Source organism: Paenibacillus sp. J22R56, assembly GCF_056269375.1.
The window spans coordinates 231,604-250,111 of sequence record NZ_JBWDNV010000012.1; the positions used below are offsets into that span (position 1 = coordinate 231,604).

Below are 18,508 nucleotides of genomic sequence, written 5' to 3' on the forward strand. Positions count from 1 at the left end.
TTATAGCGGTGATTAGTGAAGAGCAGTTAGACCAATTCCGTGTGAACGGTGAATTAGTCCGCGTTATACGTGATGAAATGGAAGTAAACGATGTGGTTGGGATTCTCGTAGCATGGGATGATACGTCGGTTGTGATCCGTCGGGCTAACAGACGGGTTGTTAAGCTCAGCCGCGGTTATCGTTTTGAGCTTGCTTCAAGCGAACGTGGTTCCACCATTTAATATGAAAGAACTTTTGAAAGCAGAAGCCCTTTTAGTAAAGGGTTTCTGCTTTTTTATTTTAATTAGTAACCTTTTATCTAAAAAGCTCGTCTTTTAGGTAATGGGAGGAAACAATGAAACCAATCATTCTGCTTACCGTCTTTACTTTATTAATTGCAGGCTGCTCAAATCAAAATGGTCATTCAAGTGGTGAAAGTAAACCTTATTCCTATGAAGAAGCCATTAGTAAAGGTGATGTTGTCTTTTTTAACGATGTACATAATGTCGAGAAATTCAATCAATTCTTAACGGACCTGGGCAATAAGAAAGTGAGCAGTATCCGAGTCACAGGCTATACCGATGAGGGAGATCCGATCTTTAAGGATTTGAAGTTTGATGGGGAAGTGATTCATTACACGTACGATAATTCTAATGATAAATTTGGTGGGACTCAAAAGGGTGTACGGACAGATACATGCTCGGAAGTAACAAGTGAGAAGGTGGAAGAAGAAGTGCAAGTATACACTTGGTGGGTGCACCAATAATGATACTGAAATGAGTTATTTTCTCCTTCGTACGAAGAAGAAATAATGGCTGCCCCATAATCCAGCTAACAAAAAAGGGCTTTGGTTCGTCTATTGCTAGACTTCCCAAAACCCTTGAGTTATTTAAGTTGGTGCGGTCGAGAGGACTCGAACCTCCACGGCTGTTACACCACTAGAACCTGAATCTAGCGCGTCTGCCAATTCCGCCACGACCGCAAATGTTACTGACGAAGGTTATAATAGCATTTTTTCTTAGTTGTAGTCAAGCGTTTATTATTCTATTCAGAATTGCCGGACAATAGAGCGCCAAGAAGCCAATACATGCTCGCGGTCTTTCTCTGACGAGATATAACCCTGCAGCTTGCGCAGCGTGTTCGAACGGTTCCATTCTGTTCGTTTATTGAAATATTTGCTTGCTAGTCCGTAGAACAGATGAGGAAACAATAGATCAGCATAGATAATCTGACATTCTTCCTCCGACAAAGGATGGACCTCGCGGTAAGCGCGGAGCATGCTGGCAGCTTTGGAGCTGTTCCAGCCGTATTTTTTCATCACTTTATTAAAGATTTTGCGGATATCTCTAGCCGGCAGATCAAATGTAATGGAATCCATGTCAATAATGACAAGCCCTGAACTCGTCTTGATCAGATTAGCTGCAGCGAAGTCCTGATGACAGAGGTTTTTCTGAACGGCCGCTTTATTGACCCAATTGGCGTAATAAGGGCCTTGCACCAAGGACAAGGCTTCTTTGCCTTGGCTGATATAATGGTCGACATGCTGGACATACAGCTTCTCGAACTCAGAGCTGCTGCTTTTCATCAGGCTCTTGAAGCGGACAAGCTCTTCGAGATGACGTTCGTAGCTTAGCGCCCAGCGGCCTAGATGAGCACGTTCATTGGTTGTGCTGTTGGACTGAAAGCCCCGTGAGGCGAGGTGAAATCGTCCAAGCTCCTTCATAATCGAAAGTAGATCCCCGTTCGAATAGGACGGCTGAGTGCCAGAGATCGCATCGGATAAAATATAGCAGCTTCCCTCATTATCCTCGGCGTAATCTTTACCTGCAGATGTTGTAACCATAGCAGGAATAGGGGCGCCGTTGTTCTGCAGATGCTTAATCGCTTGGATGAGGAAGAGCAGGCGTTGTTTGGCTGCGGGGGACTTTTTTAATATCTTTGTTCCTGCACCAGTGGATACTGTCCAGGCGGCTTTTTTACCTTTATCACTAATAAGAGAGACGTTTTTTATTCGAAGCGGATATTGGGTTAGGACGGCTTGAACGTTATCTAGCATATTCAGTGCCTGCCTTTTTCCCTTTACGAGAGGCTGCTGCTTTTTGGATTAATACCGTTGGCTTGCTATTATAAGCTTCCATATAGATGCTCTCGAGCCGAGCGGCTATTTTCTCGAACGTATGATTCTCCTCAACAAACTTCCTTGCTTTTATAGCCATTTGCTTGGATTCATCGGGGTTACTGAGTACATGGTTGATGGAACTGGCGAAGGAGGAAGAGCTCGTATAATCTTTTACCAGATAGCCGTTTTCTTTATGCTTGACGATTTCGGCATTTCCGCCTCGATTGGTTGTTATAACCGGGATTCCTGCAGCCATTGCTTCATAATGAACACGCGCCAGCGGCTCTTGCCACTGCGAGCTGCAGACGAAGACATCGCCCATTGTGAAATAGTCAGGAATGTCGGAAGCCGATATATAACGAGTGAAAATGACACGGTTGCCATAAGGCTCCGCGAGGTCAAGCAGCTTTTCCCCATAACTATCGACGGTATTATCGCTGAACCATTTGCCTCCTACAATAACTAGGACAGCGTTAGGATGCTCCTTCAACACTTCGGAGAGCGCTTGAATAAGGAGATGAGGGCCTTTCTTGACGCTTAATCGTCCAACGAACAGAATTACCTTCTTATTCGACACGCCATAACGGCTCCGAAGACGACTGCGGATTCGGCTGCCTTGCTCTGACCAGATCGGCGAGTAGCGGCTTGGGTCATAGCCCGAATAGATAGCTACTGTTTTACTCTCGGCTTCGGCGACCCGTTTTGTAATCGTATTTTTAATGTACTGACTGACTGTAGTTAATTTATGAACATATCGAACGGTGAGGCTGGCTTCTTTGTCCGTAATTTTGCCGGAGGCAAACATCTCATTATGAAGACTAACGACAAACCGGCTGGAAGGCGCCGCTTCTTTGTAGAAGGGAATAAGTGCGGGGCGGTTAAAGACATGAACAACGTCATATTGCTGTTCCCCTAGTGAATCAGTTACATCATCTACATAATGATCCCGGGAAAATCGAATATATTGAATTCCGCCGCGTTTCTCCTTGTTAGGCAAGCTGTCATCGGTAATGGAATAAATGGTTACCTCATGTTTTTTGGCAAGGAAGGGAGAGATCCCATCCATCATAATTTGAATCGCTCCGCCTCGAATGGCAGGGGAGGGCAGTTTTTCCGTACAGATTAAGGCAAGTCTCATCACGAGACCTCCTCCCGTCAGAATCGAAGTATTGGCTTCATTTTATATGGTGCTTTCCGGTCGACCAATTCCGGTATATTCAAAACCAAGACTTTCAAGCTTTGCCCGATCAAGGCGATTGCGAGCATCCACAATCACAGGGCGCCGCATAGCTTGCTTGACGGTGAGCCAATCAGCCTCCATAAATTCCGGCCAGCAGGTTGCAACAATAAGTGCATCTGCTTGCTCCACAGCTTCATAAGCACTTTCGCACCAGATAACTGAAGGAAGTGATGGATGGGCAAGGGGATCATAGGCGTATACATGATACCCGAGCTTTGTCAGCTTTTTCATTAAGGCAATGGCTTGTGAAGCACGAATATCGTCCGTATTCTCCTTGAATGTGGCTCCCCATACTGCAATTCGCTGGTTATGGCTACATTCGCCTAGCTTTGATTTCAGTTTATTCACGTATAGAGACAGTTGTGAGCGGTTGATTTTCTTCGCTGCGTTCAGCATCCTCATCTTCATTTGCTTACTTTCAGCCGCATGAATAAGTGCGTCCACATCCTTGGGCAGGCAAGAGCCCCCATAGCCAAGGCCGGCCTGCAGAAACTGCGGCCCAATTCGTTTGTCGAGACCAATTCCCTCCGCTACTCGGGTAATATCTGCATTAAAGGCTTCACAAACCTTCGAGATCTCATTAATAAACGATATTTTGACAGCGAGAAAGGCATTAGACGCATATTTAATCAATTCAGCTTCCCGATTAGTAGTCAGCAGGAAGGTGGTAGTAATGGTCTTATATAGCTCTTTCACTTGTAGGGCAGCTGATTGTTCGACAGCTCCAATTACAATACGATCGGGATGCAGCGTATCGTAGATAGCGGTTCCTTCCCGCAGAAACTCAGGATTGGAGACGATATGGAATAGGTCCGGACTCACTGGATGCGCGAGCAGCCATTGTTTGATTTGGTCTGCTGTTCCCGGAGGAACCGTACTTTTTATAACTATCGTTTTAGGTGAACGAATCATGTCTGCTATATTCCTTATTACACTGTAAATAGCGCTTAGATCGGCACTTCCATCTTTGCTCGGAGGAGTGCCAACTGCAATCATAAGGATTGGACATTGAGAAATATAGGCAGATACACTTGTATCAAAAATAAGCTTTCCCGACTCCATATTACGAAGGAGCATGGCGGATAACCCCGGCTCGTAGACCGGAATGACGCCTTGTTTCAGCTGATCAATCTTCGCTTCATCACGGTCTGTGCAGAAGACTGTATGACCGATGTCTGCCAGAACCGCTGCTGTTGTAAGTCCTACATAACCGGCCCCAATGATACAAATATCCATTCATACACCATCCTCTCGTTAATGTTGCAGTATATGATTTGACTGCAAGGGAAGGTAACGGCGCATGCTCATGAATCTAGTAACAACAGCGAAATAGAAAAGACTCTCCTCATAAGAAAAGGAGAGTCTTGAAAAAGTAAAGATCCTTACTCGACGTCTTCATCGTCTTGCCAACGGGAGTCGCCACAGTGATCTTTATGGTGATCATCCTTGCAGCAAAATTTACGGCGCCATTCTTCATAAGCTTCACGATCCCACCGTACATCGTTGTTGGAGAGATTGTCCGAAAAATTGTTTGTGTGCACTTCTTTTTTCATTCGTATGCCTCCTCACGTATGTGATAGTTCAGCATATGAATATAAGTTTTATAGAGTTATAGATTTTATAGGCAAACAAATAAAAAAGGCTCCAGCTCATGCGCTGAAACCTCTTATGTATGGTGCGGTCGAGAGGACTCGAACCTCCACGGCTGTTACACCACTAGAACCTGAATCTAGCGCGTCTGCCAATTCCGCCACGACCGCATACATGAATATGTTCCTTATGGTAGCATGTCCCCAATTCATTCGTCAACCTATCCAATAAAGTTGCAATATTCAGCATATTTTTCCTCAATTGGACAAACAATGAAGGGGATAACTGACAGGAGATGCTAAGGGGTGTATATCATGAAAAAAAAGATATTAATCATATGGATGCTTGGGTTACTGCTCATGCTGCCAATCAGCAGCGGACAAGCGATGGCTGCTGAAGAGCCGGATAAGGCGGTGAGACAATTTGCGATCGTGATTGATGATTTCGGCAACGGAATGAACGGAACCGCTGAGATGTTGAAGCTTCCCGTCAAGTTTACGGTAGCGGTTATGCCCTTTATGCCAACGACGAAGCAAGACGCGGAAGAGGCACATCGGCTTGGACATGATGTCATCGTCCATATGCCCATGGAACCAAATAAAGGCCTTAAGAGTTGGCTTGGCCCGGGAGCGATTACGGCTGATCTCAGTGATGCCGAGATTCGGAAGCGGGTAGAGGAAGCGATTGATAATGTGCCTTATGCCGTTGGAATGAATAATCATATGGGCTCCAAAATTACGGCTAATGAGCGGATTATGCGGATCGTCCTGACCGTCTGCAAGGAGAGGGGGCTGTTCTTCCTGGACAGCCGTACGACCTTTAAGACTGTTGTTCCTAAGGTGACGCAGGAGCTTGGTGTACCGGCTTTAGGTAACAATGTATTCCTCGATGATGTATATACGGAGCAGCATGTCGCGAAGCAAATGACAATTGCCAGAAAACATCTGGAGTCTAATGAGACTTGTATCGTAATTGGTCATGTTGGTCCGGCCGGCTTAAAAACGGCGGCCGTCCTAAAAGCATCGATTCCAACGATGCAATCGGACGGCCAGGTACAATTCGTTAAGTTGACGAGTCTGCTGCCTTCTTTATCGGGTGATCCATTTATACTGCCGAATCCCTGAAGCAATTGCAGTTGCAATCTTAAGCTGTTGACGTGGATCAGTGAGCATCGTTCGATCTGCAGAGTTGCTGATAAAACCCATCTCAACAATAACAGCAGGCTGATCGACAAGACGAAGCAGATAGAATGGCTTGCCTTCCCTAGGGTAAAAAGCGGTCTGCTGCTGCCGATTCAGTGTATCTTGGATGCAAAAAGCGAGTAATGCACTTTCACCGGAGGATTGATGAAGAACAATTGGACCATGCTTGGAATTGTCCCTCGTCCAGTTCACATGCAAACTGACGAGCATTGTCGTCTCAATCTCCTCCGTTAATTGGCGCCTCTGGGATAAATCACGTTTATGACGGGATCTGCTTAAATGCCATCTGTTATCTTCGCTTAAGGCATAATCTCCCGTACGATTTAGAACGGCAGGGATACCTTGGCTGTTAAGCAGCAGGTACAGCTTCTGGGCAATGGCGAGATTAATGTCCTTCTCCAAGGTGGGACCGGCCGTTGCTCCGCCGTCTATACCTCCGTGTCCAGCATCAATTAAGACAACCGCTGAAGGCATTGTCCAGCCATCTTCGGGAGCCTGTGTGAGCTGCTGATCGTCCTCGGGTACTGCAGCTGATAATGGTTGTGAACAGCAAATTAATCCGATCAGCAGGACTCGCATTATTTTGAACAACAACTTTATTCCTCCTTCATCATGCCTGGAAGCCGATATCATGCAGCTACCGATAGAGTGGCTTAATGAAGGAAAACTCATGCATGTTTATGATTTGACGAATTCGGGCAAACTTTATGTAACAAATAATTCACCTGAGGTGATCTGTATGGCAAATGGACATGATCTGATTAAATATATGACCGTGGAAATTGTGAACTATATCGATACGCCTAAAGATGAACGTAAGCAAGCCAAAGCGTCAGCCAAGGCAACAAGGGAGCATTGGCTGACGCGCTGGTTCGGCTGGGGGCCGACTAGTGTATTGTTATGGTGGAGAGGTCGTACGGGACGTTAAACGTTAATGGTAAAATGATCCGAGCTCGGCAAGAAGCTTAAGGGGGATATACCTTTTGCTGATGCCGAGCTCGTCTGTTTCCAGCGCGGCGTAGACAGTACCGTTATCATCCCAGCTGTGATAGCCGGTAACGGACCAAACATACAGCATTTCCTTATTGTACCTCTCAGCAACATAACGGAGCGGCTCCTTGGAGCTTAAAGCCTTCAGGACAATACTTGTATTATCCGCCGATGCCACGAGTGGTTTCTCTGTCAGCCATGGCATTCTGCTATAAGGATCAAAGGAACGGCTTCGAACAGCTCTGCCAATGGAATTTCCTTTTTCGTCGTCCAAAGCATACTTGGCGGCGAATTCTTCTTCTGCATTTGCTGTTTTATTCCACGTTGCTTGCTGAAGCGGCAGCCATTCTCCACTCGCACCATCCAGGTAAGTCTCCTCCGCAGCGCCTTTTATATGCCACACAGCAAATAACGGATGGATATACAAAGCTTCATTTGCCTCTGATAAAGAGGAGATAAGTTCAAGCTGCACCAGCGATTGCTGCAGCGTGTTCTGGTCAAACAGATAATCCCCCGTTCCATACTCTCCAAGGGCAAAACCGCCATCTTTTTTCGCTTGAATAACGAGATAACCAAGAGATTTCTCCTTTGATTTCACAATCGTGATCCAGCTATGTGTTCCGGGACCAAGTGGCTGCACGATAAATTCGGCCTTGTCCCAATCATTGAAGTCAGGCTGCTTCGCTAGCTCGTCCATCCAGCCGCGAACAGTGGTCTGGAGCTGTTCTTCCTGAGAAATAGAAGGTGGTAGATCTTCCGCCTGTATAGCTGCAACAGAGAAAAGGAACGTAGACATGATTAAAGCGGCCATAGTTGTATTTCGAATCCACTTACGCATAAGGCACACCCTTTCCTTGAATCTACATAAATTACGTTCTGAATGACATGATTCAATTATATTGGACAAGCCCGCAGAAGGCTGTTGGAACCTGTCGCGGGCATCATCTTATATAACGTTCTAATTTTGGCGTAAACCTGCGAATGCCGTCTGAATGACTCTATTCAATACCTTCCAGGTGGAAAATACCGCAGTTAATGGCGGAAGCCGTCACCCGGGGTTCATATTGCCATTTGATCTCCGTCTGGCGTTGATTGAATTGTTCTTCTACCTTTGCCTTAGTCTCGTCATCTGCTGCATGCTGAACCAACGGATCATAATAATGGCGAATGCGATCCAGCTCTTCCGCAAGCCTTGCAGCTGCATCAACCGCCCAATTGTAATCATATCCCTTTAGTTTACGTTCAAGGGAAGTCTCGACGATTCCTAATGCTTTGGCAAATGACAGTCCGTTCCGTGTTAAATGAACATTGGAAGGAAGCCGAGGTGTCAGCTTCAGGTTTTTCAAACGGTCATAGAAATTCTCGACAACCATGCCTGTTGCGAGGGAGACACCATAGCTGTGAATCTCCTCGCGCTTCCGGTCACAGGCGAATTCGACACGCATGTTAACGCCTAACCATGCTGTGTATGGAGTTGATTGAAAAGGAGTATTGGACCGGCGTTCAGGCTCCTGGAATAGATTGACGTAGCTACCCGATGATTTGGCTGCTCCAAACAGCTGCTCCAGCTTGCGAGAGCCAAAGTATAGATCTTCTCTTGGCGTGCGTGCACCGCTGGCCAGATTGTTATTAACGAACCCGAAAGAACGGTTTAACGCAGCATCAACCGCAGAGCTGGCCTGCGTTGGAGCCGGAGTTGGCGCAGCCAGAATTTCTTCATATTTCTCCTTATCGGTTACGAACAAATAGGTCATCGTCTCCGGCTCGGTGTCCGTCCGATCAACAAAGCTCCAATAGAAAGGACGGTTCGTCAGCTCGCGATCAGCAGCAGGGGAGAGCTTAACGGTGAAATGAGCAGGTGACTTCTCAATAATGGAGCATTGCGTTGCCTCCAGGAAACGCTGTACGTATTTATGGACCTGCTTTGAATTCACGGTCTCACCTCAACTTTCTGGCCGAGTGCGGTCATCTGGGCTAGAATCGTTGGTCCCTGTGGCTTCTCAGGCGTGTCGGTTTCTTTGCGAAGCTTGGAAATGGTTGAACCAAGATGGTTAAGCTTCTGCTCCAAGTGTGCAGTATCGCCTCCGGATTCAAGAAGCAATTTAGCCAGCTGCTGCTCAATGGAACCTGCGTCGGTCTCGATTCGCTCGAGAATATGATCCAATTCTCCAATAACAAGCTCGAACAGATTGATTTTCTCATGCAGCAGGTTCACGATATGTTCTTCGATTGTCCCAAGGGTACACAGATTGTATATCTTCACATCTTCCGTTTGACCAAGCCGGTGCACCCGGCCGATCCGTTGTTCAACCCGCATTGGGTTCCATGGCAGATCAAAGTTGATCATATGGTGACAGAATTGAAGATTGATTCCTTCACCGCCAGCTTCAGTTGCAATTAAGATTTGGGCACGCCCGCGGAACAAATCCATCATCCAATCCTTCTTGCCTCGGTTCATACCGCCCCGGTATGGTACAGCCAATATGTTGTGGGAGCGGAAAAACTGCAGCAAATATTCCTGTGACGCCCGATACTCGGTAAAGATAATCACTTTATCATTAATTTGCTGGACTAACTCCATCACTTTTTCGGCTTTTGTATTGGCCTTGATCTGTTTGATGAACTCGATCAGCCCCCATATTTTCGGGCGGATGGGAGAATCCTCTGAAGTCTTTTTAAACAAATTAACAAGCGTAATAAACACCGCATCCCGGCTGCTGCACACTTCACGCTGCAGCGTGACGAGCGGAAGCATACTCATCATATCGACGCCATCTTCCTTATAGCGGTCTCTGACGAAGGCTGTGACAGCGTCATATAGAGCTTTCTCATCCGTGGACAGCTCAAGAGGGATATTTTTCACGATACGTTTCGTAAACGAAATACCGCCGTCCCCCCGCCGGTTGCGGATCATAACGGAAGACAAGGCGTCCTGAAGCTGATCCTCGTTCTTCGGAAGCCGCTTGTCGACAACGAAATTTGCGGCGAATTCACTTTGGCCGCCAAGCTGACCGGGCTTCAGCAGCGTAATCAAGTTGTAGAGCTCATCCAGATCGTTCTGAATTGGTGTTGCGGTTAGAAGGAGACAATATTTTTTGCGAAGCTCCAGTGCAAATTGATAGTTTGTTGTCTTCTTGTTCTTCAGCTTATGTGCTTCGTCAATGATGATCAGGTCATAATCCTGGCCGAGAATTATATCGCGATGTGGATCACGCTTTGCCGTATCAATGGAAGCGACTACGACATCATATTGCCACGTATGCTCTTTCTTCTGGGCAACGGCGGAGATGCCAAACTTTGAATTTAGTTCTCTTACCCACTGGAGGACAAGAGAAGCGGGAACAAGAATAAGCGCTCGCCGGACGAGACCGCGTACCATGTATTCTTTTATAACGAGGCCAGCTTCTATGGTTTTGCCTAGGCCAACTTCATCGGCAAGAATCGCCCGCCCGCCCATTTCATGTACGACCTTCCGTGCCGTATCGATCTGATGCGGCATTGGTTCGAAGGAAGGCAATGATCGCAGACATTGCAGCTGCTCGAAGCTTTCGACTCGCTTCGCTTGCTCGGCTTCCATCGATAATTGGTAGAGCGTCCAATCGTCCCAAGGTCCATTTTTGGCAACACGGTTTTGCAGCTCGTCGAACCAGGTACGGTCGCATTGCAGATCAACAAGCGGATGCAGTTTGCGCCTTACTATGGTGTCCTCGGAAGAAGCGGTATTCGCATTTGCCTGATTGTTATTAGTAGAGGTCACGATGGCAGCTCCTTTCGATTTCCAGCAATTAGAGAGAATTGTCACTAGTATGGCCTTTTTCAATCATTCTTAACAAGCAAGTGTCGAACTTTGGAGGAGGCCGTATGCGCTTCATGGTGAAATATAAATATTTAATGAAAATGAAGACGTTTCTCCATGCTAAAAAACGAGCTAAATTAGGGAGAAGACAAGCAATAGAAAGAGAATAGGCGATGTAAGCGCAGAATAGCGGTGAAATAGGTGAAAATTGGGGTGTATACCGATATGTAGTATAGTATAATGAACAGTACACACAATATATGGTGCCCGGTTCATACAATAAAAAGGTGTGCAAAGCAGTATAAGGGGACATGGGAGGAAGGACCAATCGTGGTAATGATGCGGAAATTGGAAGGCCTTAGCGAGAAGATATTTTTGGATCGCTATGCTTGGAAAAATGCCGATACAAGTAAAACAGCAGTAGGGGATGTAGTTCTGGTCCTGACGAAGGACGATCCGAAATTTCCGGCCAAAGAGGTTGGAGAAGTGATTGAACGAAACGGATCTGAAGTAACGGTAAAGCTTAGAAGCGGAGATACGATGACAACCAGCGTGGAGAAACTCACGCTTACAATAGAGAAGACACCGGAAGAAATGTGGGATCGTCTCGCAGGTGCGATGGCTGGTGCAGAATCAGGGAATGAGAAGCAGCAGCTCTGGAAAGAACGCTTCCGTCATATTCTAGATGATTGGAAGCTCGTGCCTGGCGGTCGTATTGCGGCAGGGGCAGGTGCAAGTGAAGAATTGACACTGTTTAACTGCTACGTTATTCCATCGCCGAAGGACAGCCGCGGCGGCATAATGACGACGCTCTCTGAAATGACGGAAATTATGGCTCGTGGAGGCGGGGTTGGCATTAACTTATCTTCGCTTCGTCCTCGCCGCGCAATCGTAGCAGGTGTTAACGGTTCGTCGAGTGGTGCTGTTTCCTGGGGTGGATTGTTCAGTTATACAACTGGATTGATCGAGCAGGGCGGCAGCCGCAGAGGCGCGTTGATGCTGATGATTAACGACTGGCATCCGGATGTACTTGATTTCATTACAGTGAAACAAACGATGGGTCAAGTGACCAATGCCAACCTGTCTGTCTGTGTCAGCAATGGCTTCATGAAGGCTGTGAAGGAAGATCTGGAGTGGGAGCTTGTGTTCCCGGATACCAAAGATCCTGAATATGATGAGCTTTGGACAGGTGACCTCGACGCATGGAAGAAGCTTGGTAAGCGAGTTGTTCCTTACAAAACAGTCCGTGCACGTGAAGTATGGCATACGATTATCGAGTCTGCATGGAAATCAGCTGAACCTGGCGTTGTCTTCATGGAATACTACAACCAGATGTCGAACAGCTGGTACTTCAACCCGATTATTTGTACAAATCCATGTGGCGAGCAAGGTCTTCCAGGCTGGGGTGTCTGCAATCTTTCGGCGATTAACTTGTCCAAGTTCTATGATGAAAGCAAGCATGAGGTAGATTGGGAAGAGCTGGCGAAGGTTACCCAGTGGTCGGTACGTTTCCTGGATAACGTTATTGATACAACACCTTATCACTTTGAAGAGAACGAGAGGAACCAGAAGCTCGAGCGCCGCGTAGGCCTTGGTTCAATGGGACTTGCTGAGCTGATGATCAAGCTTGGCATCCGTTATGGCAGTCCAGAATCGCTTCTGTTCCTCGATAAAATATATGGATTTATGGCTCGCGAAGCGTATCTTGCTTCTGCTGAGATTGCAGCGGAGAAAGGTTCGTTCGAAGCCTTTGATGCGGAGAAATTCTTGCAAAGCGGCTTTATGAAAAACATGGTGTCGGAGTTCCCAGAAGTGGGAGAAGCGGTTCTGGCAAAAGGAATCCGTAACGTTACCGTCATCACTCAGGCGCCAACAGGCAGCACGGGTACGATGGTAGGCACTTCTACAGGCATCGAGCCTTACTTCGCTTTCGAATACTTCCGTCAAAGCCGCCTTGGCTTCGACAAGCAGCTCGTGCCAATCGCGCAAGCCTGGAAGGATGCGCATCCGGGTGAGGAGCTGCCGGATTACTTCGTAACGGCAATGGATTTGTCCGCGAAGGATCATATCCGAGCTCAAGCGGCAATTCAGCGCTGGGTAGACAGCTCGATCTCGAAGACGGCGAACTGTCCAAGCGACTTTACGGTCGAAGAAACAAAAGAGCTGTATGAACTCGCGTTTGATCTTGGCTGTAAAGGTGTAACGATCTACCGAGATGGCAGCCGTGATGTACAGGTGTTGTCGACGAAGAAGGATGACAAGTCGGATGCGTCAGGTGAAGCAGCTGCAGCAGTTGAGTCGATAGAGGATCAAGATTCACTCGAGTCTCTTAACACGACTTTGAATGCGAAAGTCACGCCTCAAGCGGAGCAGGACTTTGACAAGCAATACAAACGCCGTCCGCAAATTCTACGCGGCGCAACCTATAAAGTAAATACGCCATTCGGCATGGCTTATATTACGATTAATGATCTGAATGGTATTCCAGGTGAGATCTTCCTGAACGTAGGCAAAGCGGGCTCTGACGTGTTTGCGATGGCTGAAGCGCTTGGCCGTGTCTGCTCCTTGTTCCTCCGTTATGGTGATCATGGTAACAAAGTGAAGCTCTTGATCAAGCATCTTAAAGGCATTGGCGGCACAGGCGCTATCGGATTTGGAGCGAATCGTGTTGAATCGATTGCCGACGCTGTTGCGAAGGCACTTGAGATTCATATTGAAAGCACAAACGAGCAAGCGGCAGCTTATGAGCCAGTGAAAGCTGCACCTGCGTTGGCAGCTGCTCCAGCTCCTGCTGCAGTTGATTCGCATAATCATGGCGAGGTAACCTCGCGTGATCTTTGCCCGTCTTGTGGTTCAGCTTCCTTGCTGAACGTAGAGGGATGTAAACAATGCAGCAACTGTGGGTATAGCAAGTGTAATTAATAAAAACGGCGAATAATCTAATGTAATGAAGAAGACCTGAGCGATTTAATCCTCAGGTCTTTTTTTCATGGAATAAAGGATTGACAACGAAGCGAATTCTAAAGTAAATTAAAACAATGATTTAAACACTGTTTAAAACGTTGTTTATCCAAGATTATGAACGGAACGGAGTGATTCCATCGACTAAAGAAAAAATACTCGCCGCAACGATGGATTTGATTAAATCCGAGGGTCTGGATGGGGTAACCATCCGTAAAATTGCAGGTTTGGCAGGGACAAACGTCGCACTCGTTAATTATTATTTTGGTTCAAAGGAGAAGCTAATCAGCGAGACGCTGAAGCTTCAGTTATACTCCTTAAGGGCAGCGTTCTCCGTATTTGATGAAATGGAGCTTCCTCCGCTTGAAAGAATCAAAAAGTTCTTGCTGTCGTATACCGCTTCCCTTCAGGAACATCCGGATTTAATAAAACGGATGCTTGGCCAGGAGCGGATTTTCGAATCGCAGACAGAGTATGCAGCGTTCCTCAAGAGTCAGGGGTTTGAGAAGCTGGGCTCGACCATAACGGAAATAACAAGCATTACGAACAGAGATACTATCGTGCTTATTCTTCAGCAGATATTTGGAGCCATTTTATCACCAATCATCAAAGCCAGCTTTAACCACAAGACTGAGATGATGGATAAGCCCATGTATCAAAGCAATAGTTCTGTGGAAGAACAAATTGATCTGTTCTTGGATCATTATTTTTATAAATATACAACTCAGTGAAGTAGAAAGAAGATGATCGAGCATGTCAGCAAGAGCACAAACGAAACCATTAACGAATGGTGGCGACGACTTTTCATTTAAAGCCATTCTTCCACCGCTTTTGGCCATTATCGTAGGTATGATTATGGTTATTTTGGACAGCACTGTAGTCAATAATGCAATTCCCCATCTTGTGGATTATTTCGATACAGATCTCAAGACCATTCAATGGACAGTTACCGGTTATACGCTTGCATTGTCCGCTGTAATTCCACTTGCAGGCTGGTTGACAGATAAATTCGGTTCCAAGCAGATTTTCCTGTTGACCATTACCCTTTTCACCATTGGTTCAGTCTTATGTGGTATCGCTCAAACTCCGGAACAACTGATTATTTTCCGTGTTATACAAGGCTTGGGCGGCGGTATGGTATCGCCAATTGGTATGGCGATGGTATTCAAGCTTGCACCTCCTGAACGCCGTGGATCAATTATGGGTGTACTAGGTATTCCGATGCTGATGGCGCCGGCATTTGGTCCTGTCTTGTCTGGATGGCTGGTTGATTCGGTCAGCTGGCATTGGATCTTTATTATTAATTTGCCAATTGGAATCTTAGCATTCATTCTCGGAATGAAATATTTGCCGAAATCCGATCGTCATAAAGCACCTCATCTGGATGTCATCGGTATGTGTCTTGCTCCAATTGCATTCGCTATGCTTGCTTACGGTGTGAGCGAAGGAGGCACAAGCTGGACTTCGACCTCTACAATTACAGGATTAGCGGTAGGCGGAGTTGCATTAATTGCGTTTATCTTCGTAGAACTGAGACAGAAGCAGCCGCTTCTGGAACTGAAAGTATTTAAATCCTCGGACTTTACGCGCAGTATTATCTTGACTTGGATTGTACAGCTCGCATTGTTTGGCGCGATGTTGATTGTTCCTCTGTACCTGCAAGGCGTTAAACATTATTCTGCGCTTGAGACAGGCTGGATTCTGATGCCACAAGCGATTTGCGCAGGTATCGGAATGCCAATCAGCGGACGTTTATTTGATAAAATCGGCGCAAGGCCGCTTGCATTCTTTGGTTTAGCCGTCGTTTCAACGGCGTTGTTTATCTTATCCGGTGTAACGGTTGATACTAGTCTGTCGCTTATTATCGTGTCGATTTGCCTGATGGGACTTGGTATGGGCTTCTCCATGATGCCACTGAATACTCATGTACTGAACTCAGCACCTCGCCGCTTGGTGAGCCGGGTTACGCCGCTTACTACGGCTGCACAGCAAGTTGTCGTCTCGTTCGCGGTTGCTGGACTTACGGGTTACCTTACTTCACAAATTACATCCCACGCTGCTAGTTCAGTTAGTGCAGGGGAGGGCGCAGGCACTATTCCACTTACTGCGGTTGTGGCGGGTTACGGCGATACGTTCTTCCTGTCTGCATGTATTGCATCAGCAGGTGTAGCCCTTTCGCTGATCCTTCGTAAGCCTCGATTGAAGGAAGAAGATCAAGCAAATGCAGGTGATGCACCAGATCCAGCAATGATGATGGGACACTAAGAATCCTACGTTATTTTTGTAAAAGAAACAGACTCCAGTGTGTGCCTTGCGGCATGGCTGGAGTCTGTTTTATTAATTCTACAGTGCTAGGTGCCTGTCTTACTTTAAGGGAGTACAAATGTATTGAGATTGTTTAGGATGATGAGGCGATTGAAAAGCACTTGGTACCGACGATAGGTAATATAATATTCCCCTGGTTCCATTGCTGTATTTTAGTTTGATGCATGGCCTGGGTCCATTGGACACAGGCCTTTTATGCTTGTCACTATTGAAAATTTATATGTTAATTAAGTGCGCATGCTCAGCTTGAAAAGGGAACAATTTCTGAGCAGTCTCGATAAATGTTCTTACCGCAATGGTACAGTCCTCCACAGGACCGGAGGCAATGTGAATATCCCGGTAGGCAGCGGGAGAGATACGCTTCAGCGTGATACCTGGAGGAAGGTCCAAAAGGGACAGCTCGGACATCACAGCTAAGCCTTCACCTGCAAGAATCATTTGGAGCGCGGTTCTGTAATTGTAGAGAATGTATTTTATATTGGGCTCCTCCCCAGCACTTTCAAACCAATTCAGGACAGGAGGCTCATAACCGGCTTTGCAAATTAACATGGGTTCTTCTCGCAAATCTTCAGGAGTAATCACGCTTTTCTCATTCAGCGGGTGATCGTCTCTCATGACCGCGTAGATGCCTTCCCGGTAAAGAGGGTAAGAATGAGTGGTTTTATCTAAAGGGATGAGTAGACCGATATCAATTTCCCGGTTCTCCAGCCATTCCTGTACATTTGCAATGGTACCCTCTACAATGCTGAATTCCAACTTTGGATATTGTTGTTTGATATGGCTAATCAGCTTTGGAACAAAATAAGTAGCAGCAACCGGGAAAGCTCCGATCCGAACGCTGCCGGTTTCCATGCCTTTTTCACTGGCGATTTCCTGATCGACCTTATCATACCCTTGAAGAATCTCCCGGAAAATGCGGACGATTCGTTCTCCAACTGGTGTAAGGGCAACGCCAAGCCGCCGATCTCTAATTAGCAGCGTTATCCCAAGATCGCGCTCTAATGAGGTGACTGCACGACTGACGGCTGGCTGTGTCATATTCATTTTTTCTCCGGCAGTCGTGAAGCTTCGAGTCTCCGAAATCGCAACAATTAATTGAAGAAGTGATTTGTTCATATCAAATTTGATATCTCCTTCATGATTTATATTCATTTTATTTATGATAAGGTTTATTGTAACATGATTATAGAACAAGAGAAAGAACAGTGTAGATCAGGCCGTTAACAAGGCATGTAGTGACCTGAGAGCTGGAATAGAGTGGGGAGAGGTGTCTCGTTATGAAAGCAAAAGCATGGATTTTTCTAGTATTGGCAAATTTGTTTTGGGCGGGTAATTTGATCTTCGGCAAATCGGTTACGTCCGATTTTCCATCAATCTGGGTATCCTTCTTACGTTGGGCGATTGCAGCCGTCGTATTAATACCGATGGCACATATAGTGGAGAAGCCAAATTGGCTGAAGGTGTGGAAAAACAACTGGGGTATATTACTATTCTTGTCGCTGGTGGGCGTCGTGTTCTACACTCTTCTTACCTATACAGCATTGCAGCACACTTCATCTACAAACGGCAGTCTGATTAACAGCCTGACTCCAGCTGTCATGATCGTATTGTCCCTGCTGTTCCTGAAGGATAAAGTTTCTATCTGGCAGGGAGCAGGATTGCTATTATCTTTCTTGGGTGTTTTGACAGTGTTGACGAAAGGACATCTTCTTGGCGTATTTAGTACGCATTATAATCAAGGAGACGGCATCCTGCTGATTGCGGTATTTTTGTGGGCGATCTATTCCTTTATCAGCAAGAGAGCGCAGCATCTTCCTCCGATTACGTTCGTGGCATTTACGGCTTTTATTGGCGTCATCTGCTTAATTCCGCTTCTGTTCATCCAGCCTTTGCAAACAAAAAATATAACTTCAATTGGTATTATAGGCATTATCTATCTGGGTTTGTTCCCTTCCATTGGTTCATTCTTATTCTGGAACCAAGGTGTTAAGATACTTGGACCAGGTAAAGCAAGCATTACAATGAATCTGATGCCGATTTTCACGGCTATTCTGTCTGTGATGACTGGTCAGGAATTGTTAGCTTCCCAGATTGTTGGCGGCGTAATCGTCATTATGGGGATGCTGTTGTCGGCTAATCTGGTTTCCCGGGCGGGAAGAGCTGGAACTAAAACTATGACTAAACGTCATAGGGTCGAAGGTTAAGGAGATGCGGCGGAGTAAAAAAAACGGCCATCGGTCGGGGAAATCCCGGTTCGATGGTCTGTAGCGGTCCAACATCTATTATTTTTCAATTCTATTAAGGTC

At 46.4% G+C, this 18,508-nt stretch carries 17 protein-coding genes and 2 tRNA genes; 8 read left to right on the forward strand and 11 right to left on the reverse strand.

From position 1 onward, the window contains the following. The first annotated feature begins 8 nt into the window (after positions 1-8). Together AC0YNT_RS26995 and AC0YNT_RS27000 are read left to right on the forward strand one after the other, a co-directional pair. Entirely contained in the window at positions 9-221 is a 213-nt protein-coding gene (locus AC0YNT_RS26995) for a hypothetical protein (RefSeq protein WP_441894652.1), read from the forward strand. Positions 222-334: 113 nt separating this feature from the next. Then, positions 335-745 carry a DUF4362 domain-containing protein gene (locus AC0YNT_RS27000; protein ID WP_475807394.1) on the forward strand — a complete coding sequence of 137 codons (411 nt, stop codon included), beginning with the start codon at positions 335-337 and terminating at the stop codon, positions 743-745. Positions 746-874: 129 nt separating this feature from the next. Here the strand turns inward: AC0YNT_RS27000 and AC0YNT_RS27005 are convergent. From AC0YNT_RS27005 to AC0YNT_RS27030, 6 genes are all read right to left on the reverse strand, one after another. Further along, positions 875-961, reverse strand: a tRNA-Leu gene (locus AC0YNT_RS27005). Positions 962-1,027: 66 nt separating this feature from the next. Continuing rightward, the gene (locus AC0YNT_RS27010; RefSeq protein ID WP_475807395.1) at positions 1,028-2,035 is read right to left on the reverse strand and encodes a CotS family spore coat protein; all 1,008 of its coding nucleotides are present in this window, start codon (positions 2,033-2,035) and stop codon (positions 1,028-1,030) included. Beyond that, the gene (locus AC0YNT_RS27015) at positions 2,025-3,236 is read right to left on the reverse strand and encodes a glycosyltransferase family 4 protein (RefSeq protein ID WP_475807396.1); all 1,212 of its coding nucleotides are present in this window, start codon (positions 3,234-3,236) and stop codon (positions 2,025-2,027) included. Before AC0YNT_RS27015 ends, AC0YNT_RS27010 begins: the two co-directional genes overlap by 11 nt. A 42-nt stretch (positions 3,237-3,278) precedes the next feature. After that, entirely contained in the window at positions 3,279-4,574 is a 1,296-nt protein-coding gene (locus AC0YNT_RS27020; protein ID WP_475807397.1) for a UDP-glucose dehydrogenase family protein, read from the reverse strand. Positions 4,575-4,720: 146 nt separating this feature from the next. After that, complete coding sequence (locus tag AC0YNT_RS27025; RefSeq protein ID WP_475807398.1) at positions 4,721-4,891, reverse strand: hypothetical protein; 171 nt, start codon at positions 4,889-4,891, stop codon at positions 4,721-4,723. 120 nt (positions 4,892-5,011) lie between these two features. After that, positions 5,012-5,098, reverse strand: a tRNA-Leu gene (locus tag AC0YNT_RS27030). A 144-nt stretch (positions 5,099-5,242) separates the two neighbouring features. Here AC0YNT_RS27030 and AC0YNT_RS27035 point away from each other — a divergent pair. After that, a complete protein-coding gene (locus AC0YNT_RS27035) occupies positions 5,243-6,052 on the forward strand; it encodes a divergent polysaccharide deacetylase family protein (RefSeq protein WP_475807399.1) in 810 nt (269 codons plus the stop codon). Here AC0YNT_RS27035 and AC0YNT_RS27040 read toward each other — a convergent pair. Next, positions 6,017-6,709 carry an N-acetylmuramoyl-L-alanine amidase family protein gene (locus tag AC0YNT_RS27040; protein ID WP_475807424.1) on the reverse strand — a complete coding sequence of 231 codons (693 nt, stop codon included), beginning with the start codon at positions 6,707-6,709 and terminating at the stop codon, positions 6,017-6,019. The genes AC0YNT_RS27035 and AC0YNT_RS27040 overlap by 36 nt on opposite strands. 52 nt (positions 6,710-6,761) lie before the next feature. Here AC0YNT_RS27040 and AC0YNT_RS27045 point away from each other — a divergent pair, with 52 nt between their 5' ends. Then, on the forward strand, positions 6,762-7,058 hold the full coding sequence (locus AC0YNT_RS27045; protein WP_475807400.1) for a YqzE family protein: 297 nt from the start codon (positions 6,762-6,764) through the stop codon (positions 7,056-7,058). Between the two features lie 3 nt (positions 7,059-7,061). Here the strand turns inward: AC0YNT_RS27045 and AC0YNT_RS27050 are convergent, their stop codons facing one another. From AC0YNT_RS27050 to AC0YNT_RS27060, 3 genes are all read right to left on the reverse strand, one after another. Continuing rightward, entirely contained in the window at positions 7,062-7,958 is an 897-nt protein-coding gene (locus AC0YNT_RS27050; protein WP_475807401.1) for a hypothetical protein, read from the reverse strand. Positions 7,959-8,118: 160 nt separating this feature from the next. Then, positions 8,119-9,054, reverse strand: coding sequence for a YqhG family protein (locus AC0YNT_RS27055; RefSeq protein ID WP_475807402.1), 936 nt, complete (start codon positions 9,052-9,054; stop codon positions 8,119-8,121). Further along, positions 9,051-10,820 carry a DEAD/DEAH box helicase gene (locus tag AC0YNT_RS27060; protein WP_475807425.1) on the reverse strand — a complete coding sequence of 590 codons (1,770 nt, stop codon included), beginning with the start codon at positions 10,818-10,820 and terminating at the stop codon, positions 9,051-9,053. The genes AC0YNT_RS27055 and AC0YNT_RS27060 overlap by 4 nt, the downstream gene beginning before the upstream one ends. Positions 10,821-11,252: 432 nt before the next feature. Between AC0YNT_RS27060 and AC0YNT_RS27065 the strand changes: the two genes are divergently transcribed. From AC0YNT_RS27065 to AC0YNT_RS27075, 3 genes are all read left to right on the forward strand, one after another. After that, entirely contained in the window at positions 11,253-13,838 is a 2,586-nt protein-coding gene (locus AC0YNT_RS27065; protein WP_475807426.1) for an adenosylcobalamin-dependent ribonucleoside-diphosphate reductase, read from the forward strand. Between the two features lie 170 nt (positions 13,839-14,008). Continuing rightward, positions 14,009-14,608: a TetR/AcrR family transcriptional regulator gene (locus AC0YNT_RS27070; RefSeq protein ID WP_475807403.1), complete on the forward strand. Its 600-nt coding sequence runs from the start codon at positions 14,009-14,011 to the stop codon at positions 14,606-14,608. A gap of 22 nt (positions 14,609-14,630) precedes the next feature. Next, positions 14,631-16,142: an MDR family MFS transporter gene (locus AC0YNT_RS27075; RefSeq protein ID WP_475807404.1), complete on the forward strand. Its 1,512-nt coding sequence runs from the start codon at positions 14,631-14,633 to the stop codon at positions 16,140-16,142. A gap of 276 nt (positions 16,143-16,418) precedes the next feature. Here AC0YNT_RS27075 and AC0YNT_RS27080 read toward each other — a convergent pair whose 3' ends face one another. Beyond that, on the reverse strand, positions 16,419-17,318 hold the full coding sequence (locus tag AC0YNT_RS27080; RefSeq protein ID WP_475807405.1) for a LysR family transcriptional regulator: 900 nt from the start codon (positions 17,316-17,318) through the stop codon (positions 16,419-16,421). Positions 17,319-17,479: 161 nt separating this feature from the next. Between AC0YNT_RS27080 and AC0YNT_RS27085 the strand changes: the two genes are divergently transcribed. Beyond that, positions 17,480-18,406 (forward strand): DMT family transporter, encoded by a 927-nt coding sequence (locus AC0YNT_RS27085; RefSeq protein ID WP_475807406.1) that lies wholly within the window; start codon positions 17,480-17,482, stop codon positions 18,404-18,406. Positions 18,407-18,508: the final 102 nt, after the last annotated feature.

Excerpts from the sequence above, each read along its gene's own strand:
- AC0YNT_RS27080 (WP_475807405.1), bottom strand. The coding sequence starts at position 17,318 with ATGAACAAATCACTTCTTCAATTAATTGTTGCGATTTCGGAGACTCGA.
- AC0YNT_RS27045 (WP_475807400.1), top strand. The coding sequence starts at position 6,762 with ATGCAGCTACCGATAGAGTGGCTTAATGAAGGAAAACTCATGCATGTT.
- AC0YNT_RS27050 (WP_475807401.1), bottom strand. The coding sequence starts at position 7,958 with ATGCGTAAGTGGATTCGAAATACAACTATGGCCGCTTTAATCATGTCT.
- AC0YNT_RS27040 (WP_475807424.1), bottom strand. The coding sequence starts at position 6,709 with ATGCGAGTCCTGCTGATCGGATTAATTTGCTGTTCACAACCATTATCA.
- AC0YNT_RS27000 (WP_475807394.1), top strand. The coding sequence starts at position 335 with ATGAAACCAATCATTCTGCTTACCGTCTTTACTTTATTAATTGCAGGC.
- AC0YNT_RS27015 (WP_475807396.1), bottom strand. The coding sequence starts at position 3,236 with ATGAGACTTGCCTTAATCTGTACGGAAAAACTGCCCTCCCCTGCCATT.
- AC0YNT_RS27025 (WP_475807398.1), bottom strand. The coding sequence starts at position 4,891 with ATGAAAAAAGAAGTGCACACAAACAATTTTTCGGACAATCTCTCCAAC.
- AC0YNT_RS27010 (WP_475807395.1), bottom strand. The coding sequence starts at position 2,035 with ATGCTAGATAACGTTCAAGCCGTCCTAACCCAATATCCGCTTCGAATA.
- AC0YNT_RS27035 (WP_475807399.1), top strand. The coding sequence starts at position 5,243 with ATGAAAAAAAAGATATTAATCATATGGATGCTTGGGTTACTGCTCATG.
- AC0YNT_RS27075 (WP_475807404.1), top strand. The coding sequence starts at position 14,631 with ATGTCAGCAAGAGCACAAACGAAACCATTAACGAATGGTGGCGACGAC.
- AC0YNT_RS27020 (WP_475807397.1), bottom strand. The coding sequence starts at position 4,574 with ATGGATATTTGTATCATTGGGGCCGGTTATGTAGGACTTACAACAGCA.
- AC0YNT_RS27085 (WP_475807406.1), top strand. The coding sequence starts at position 17,480 with ATGAAAGCAAAAGCATGGATTTTTCTAGTATTGGCAAATTTGTTTTGG.
- AC0YNT_RS27065 (WP_475807426.1), top strand. The coding sequence starts at position 11,253 with ATGATGCGGAAATTGGAAGGCCTTAGCGAGAAGATATTTTTGGATCGC.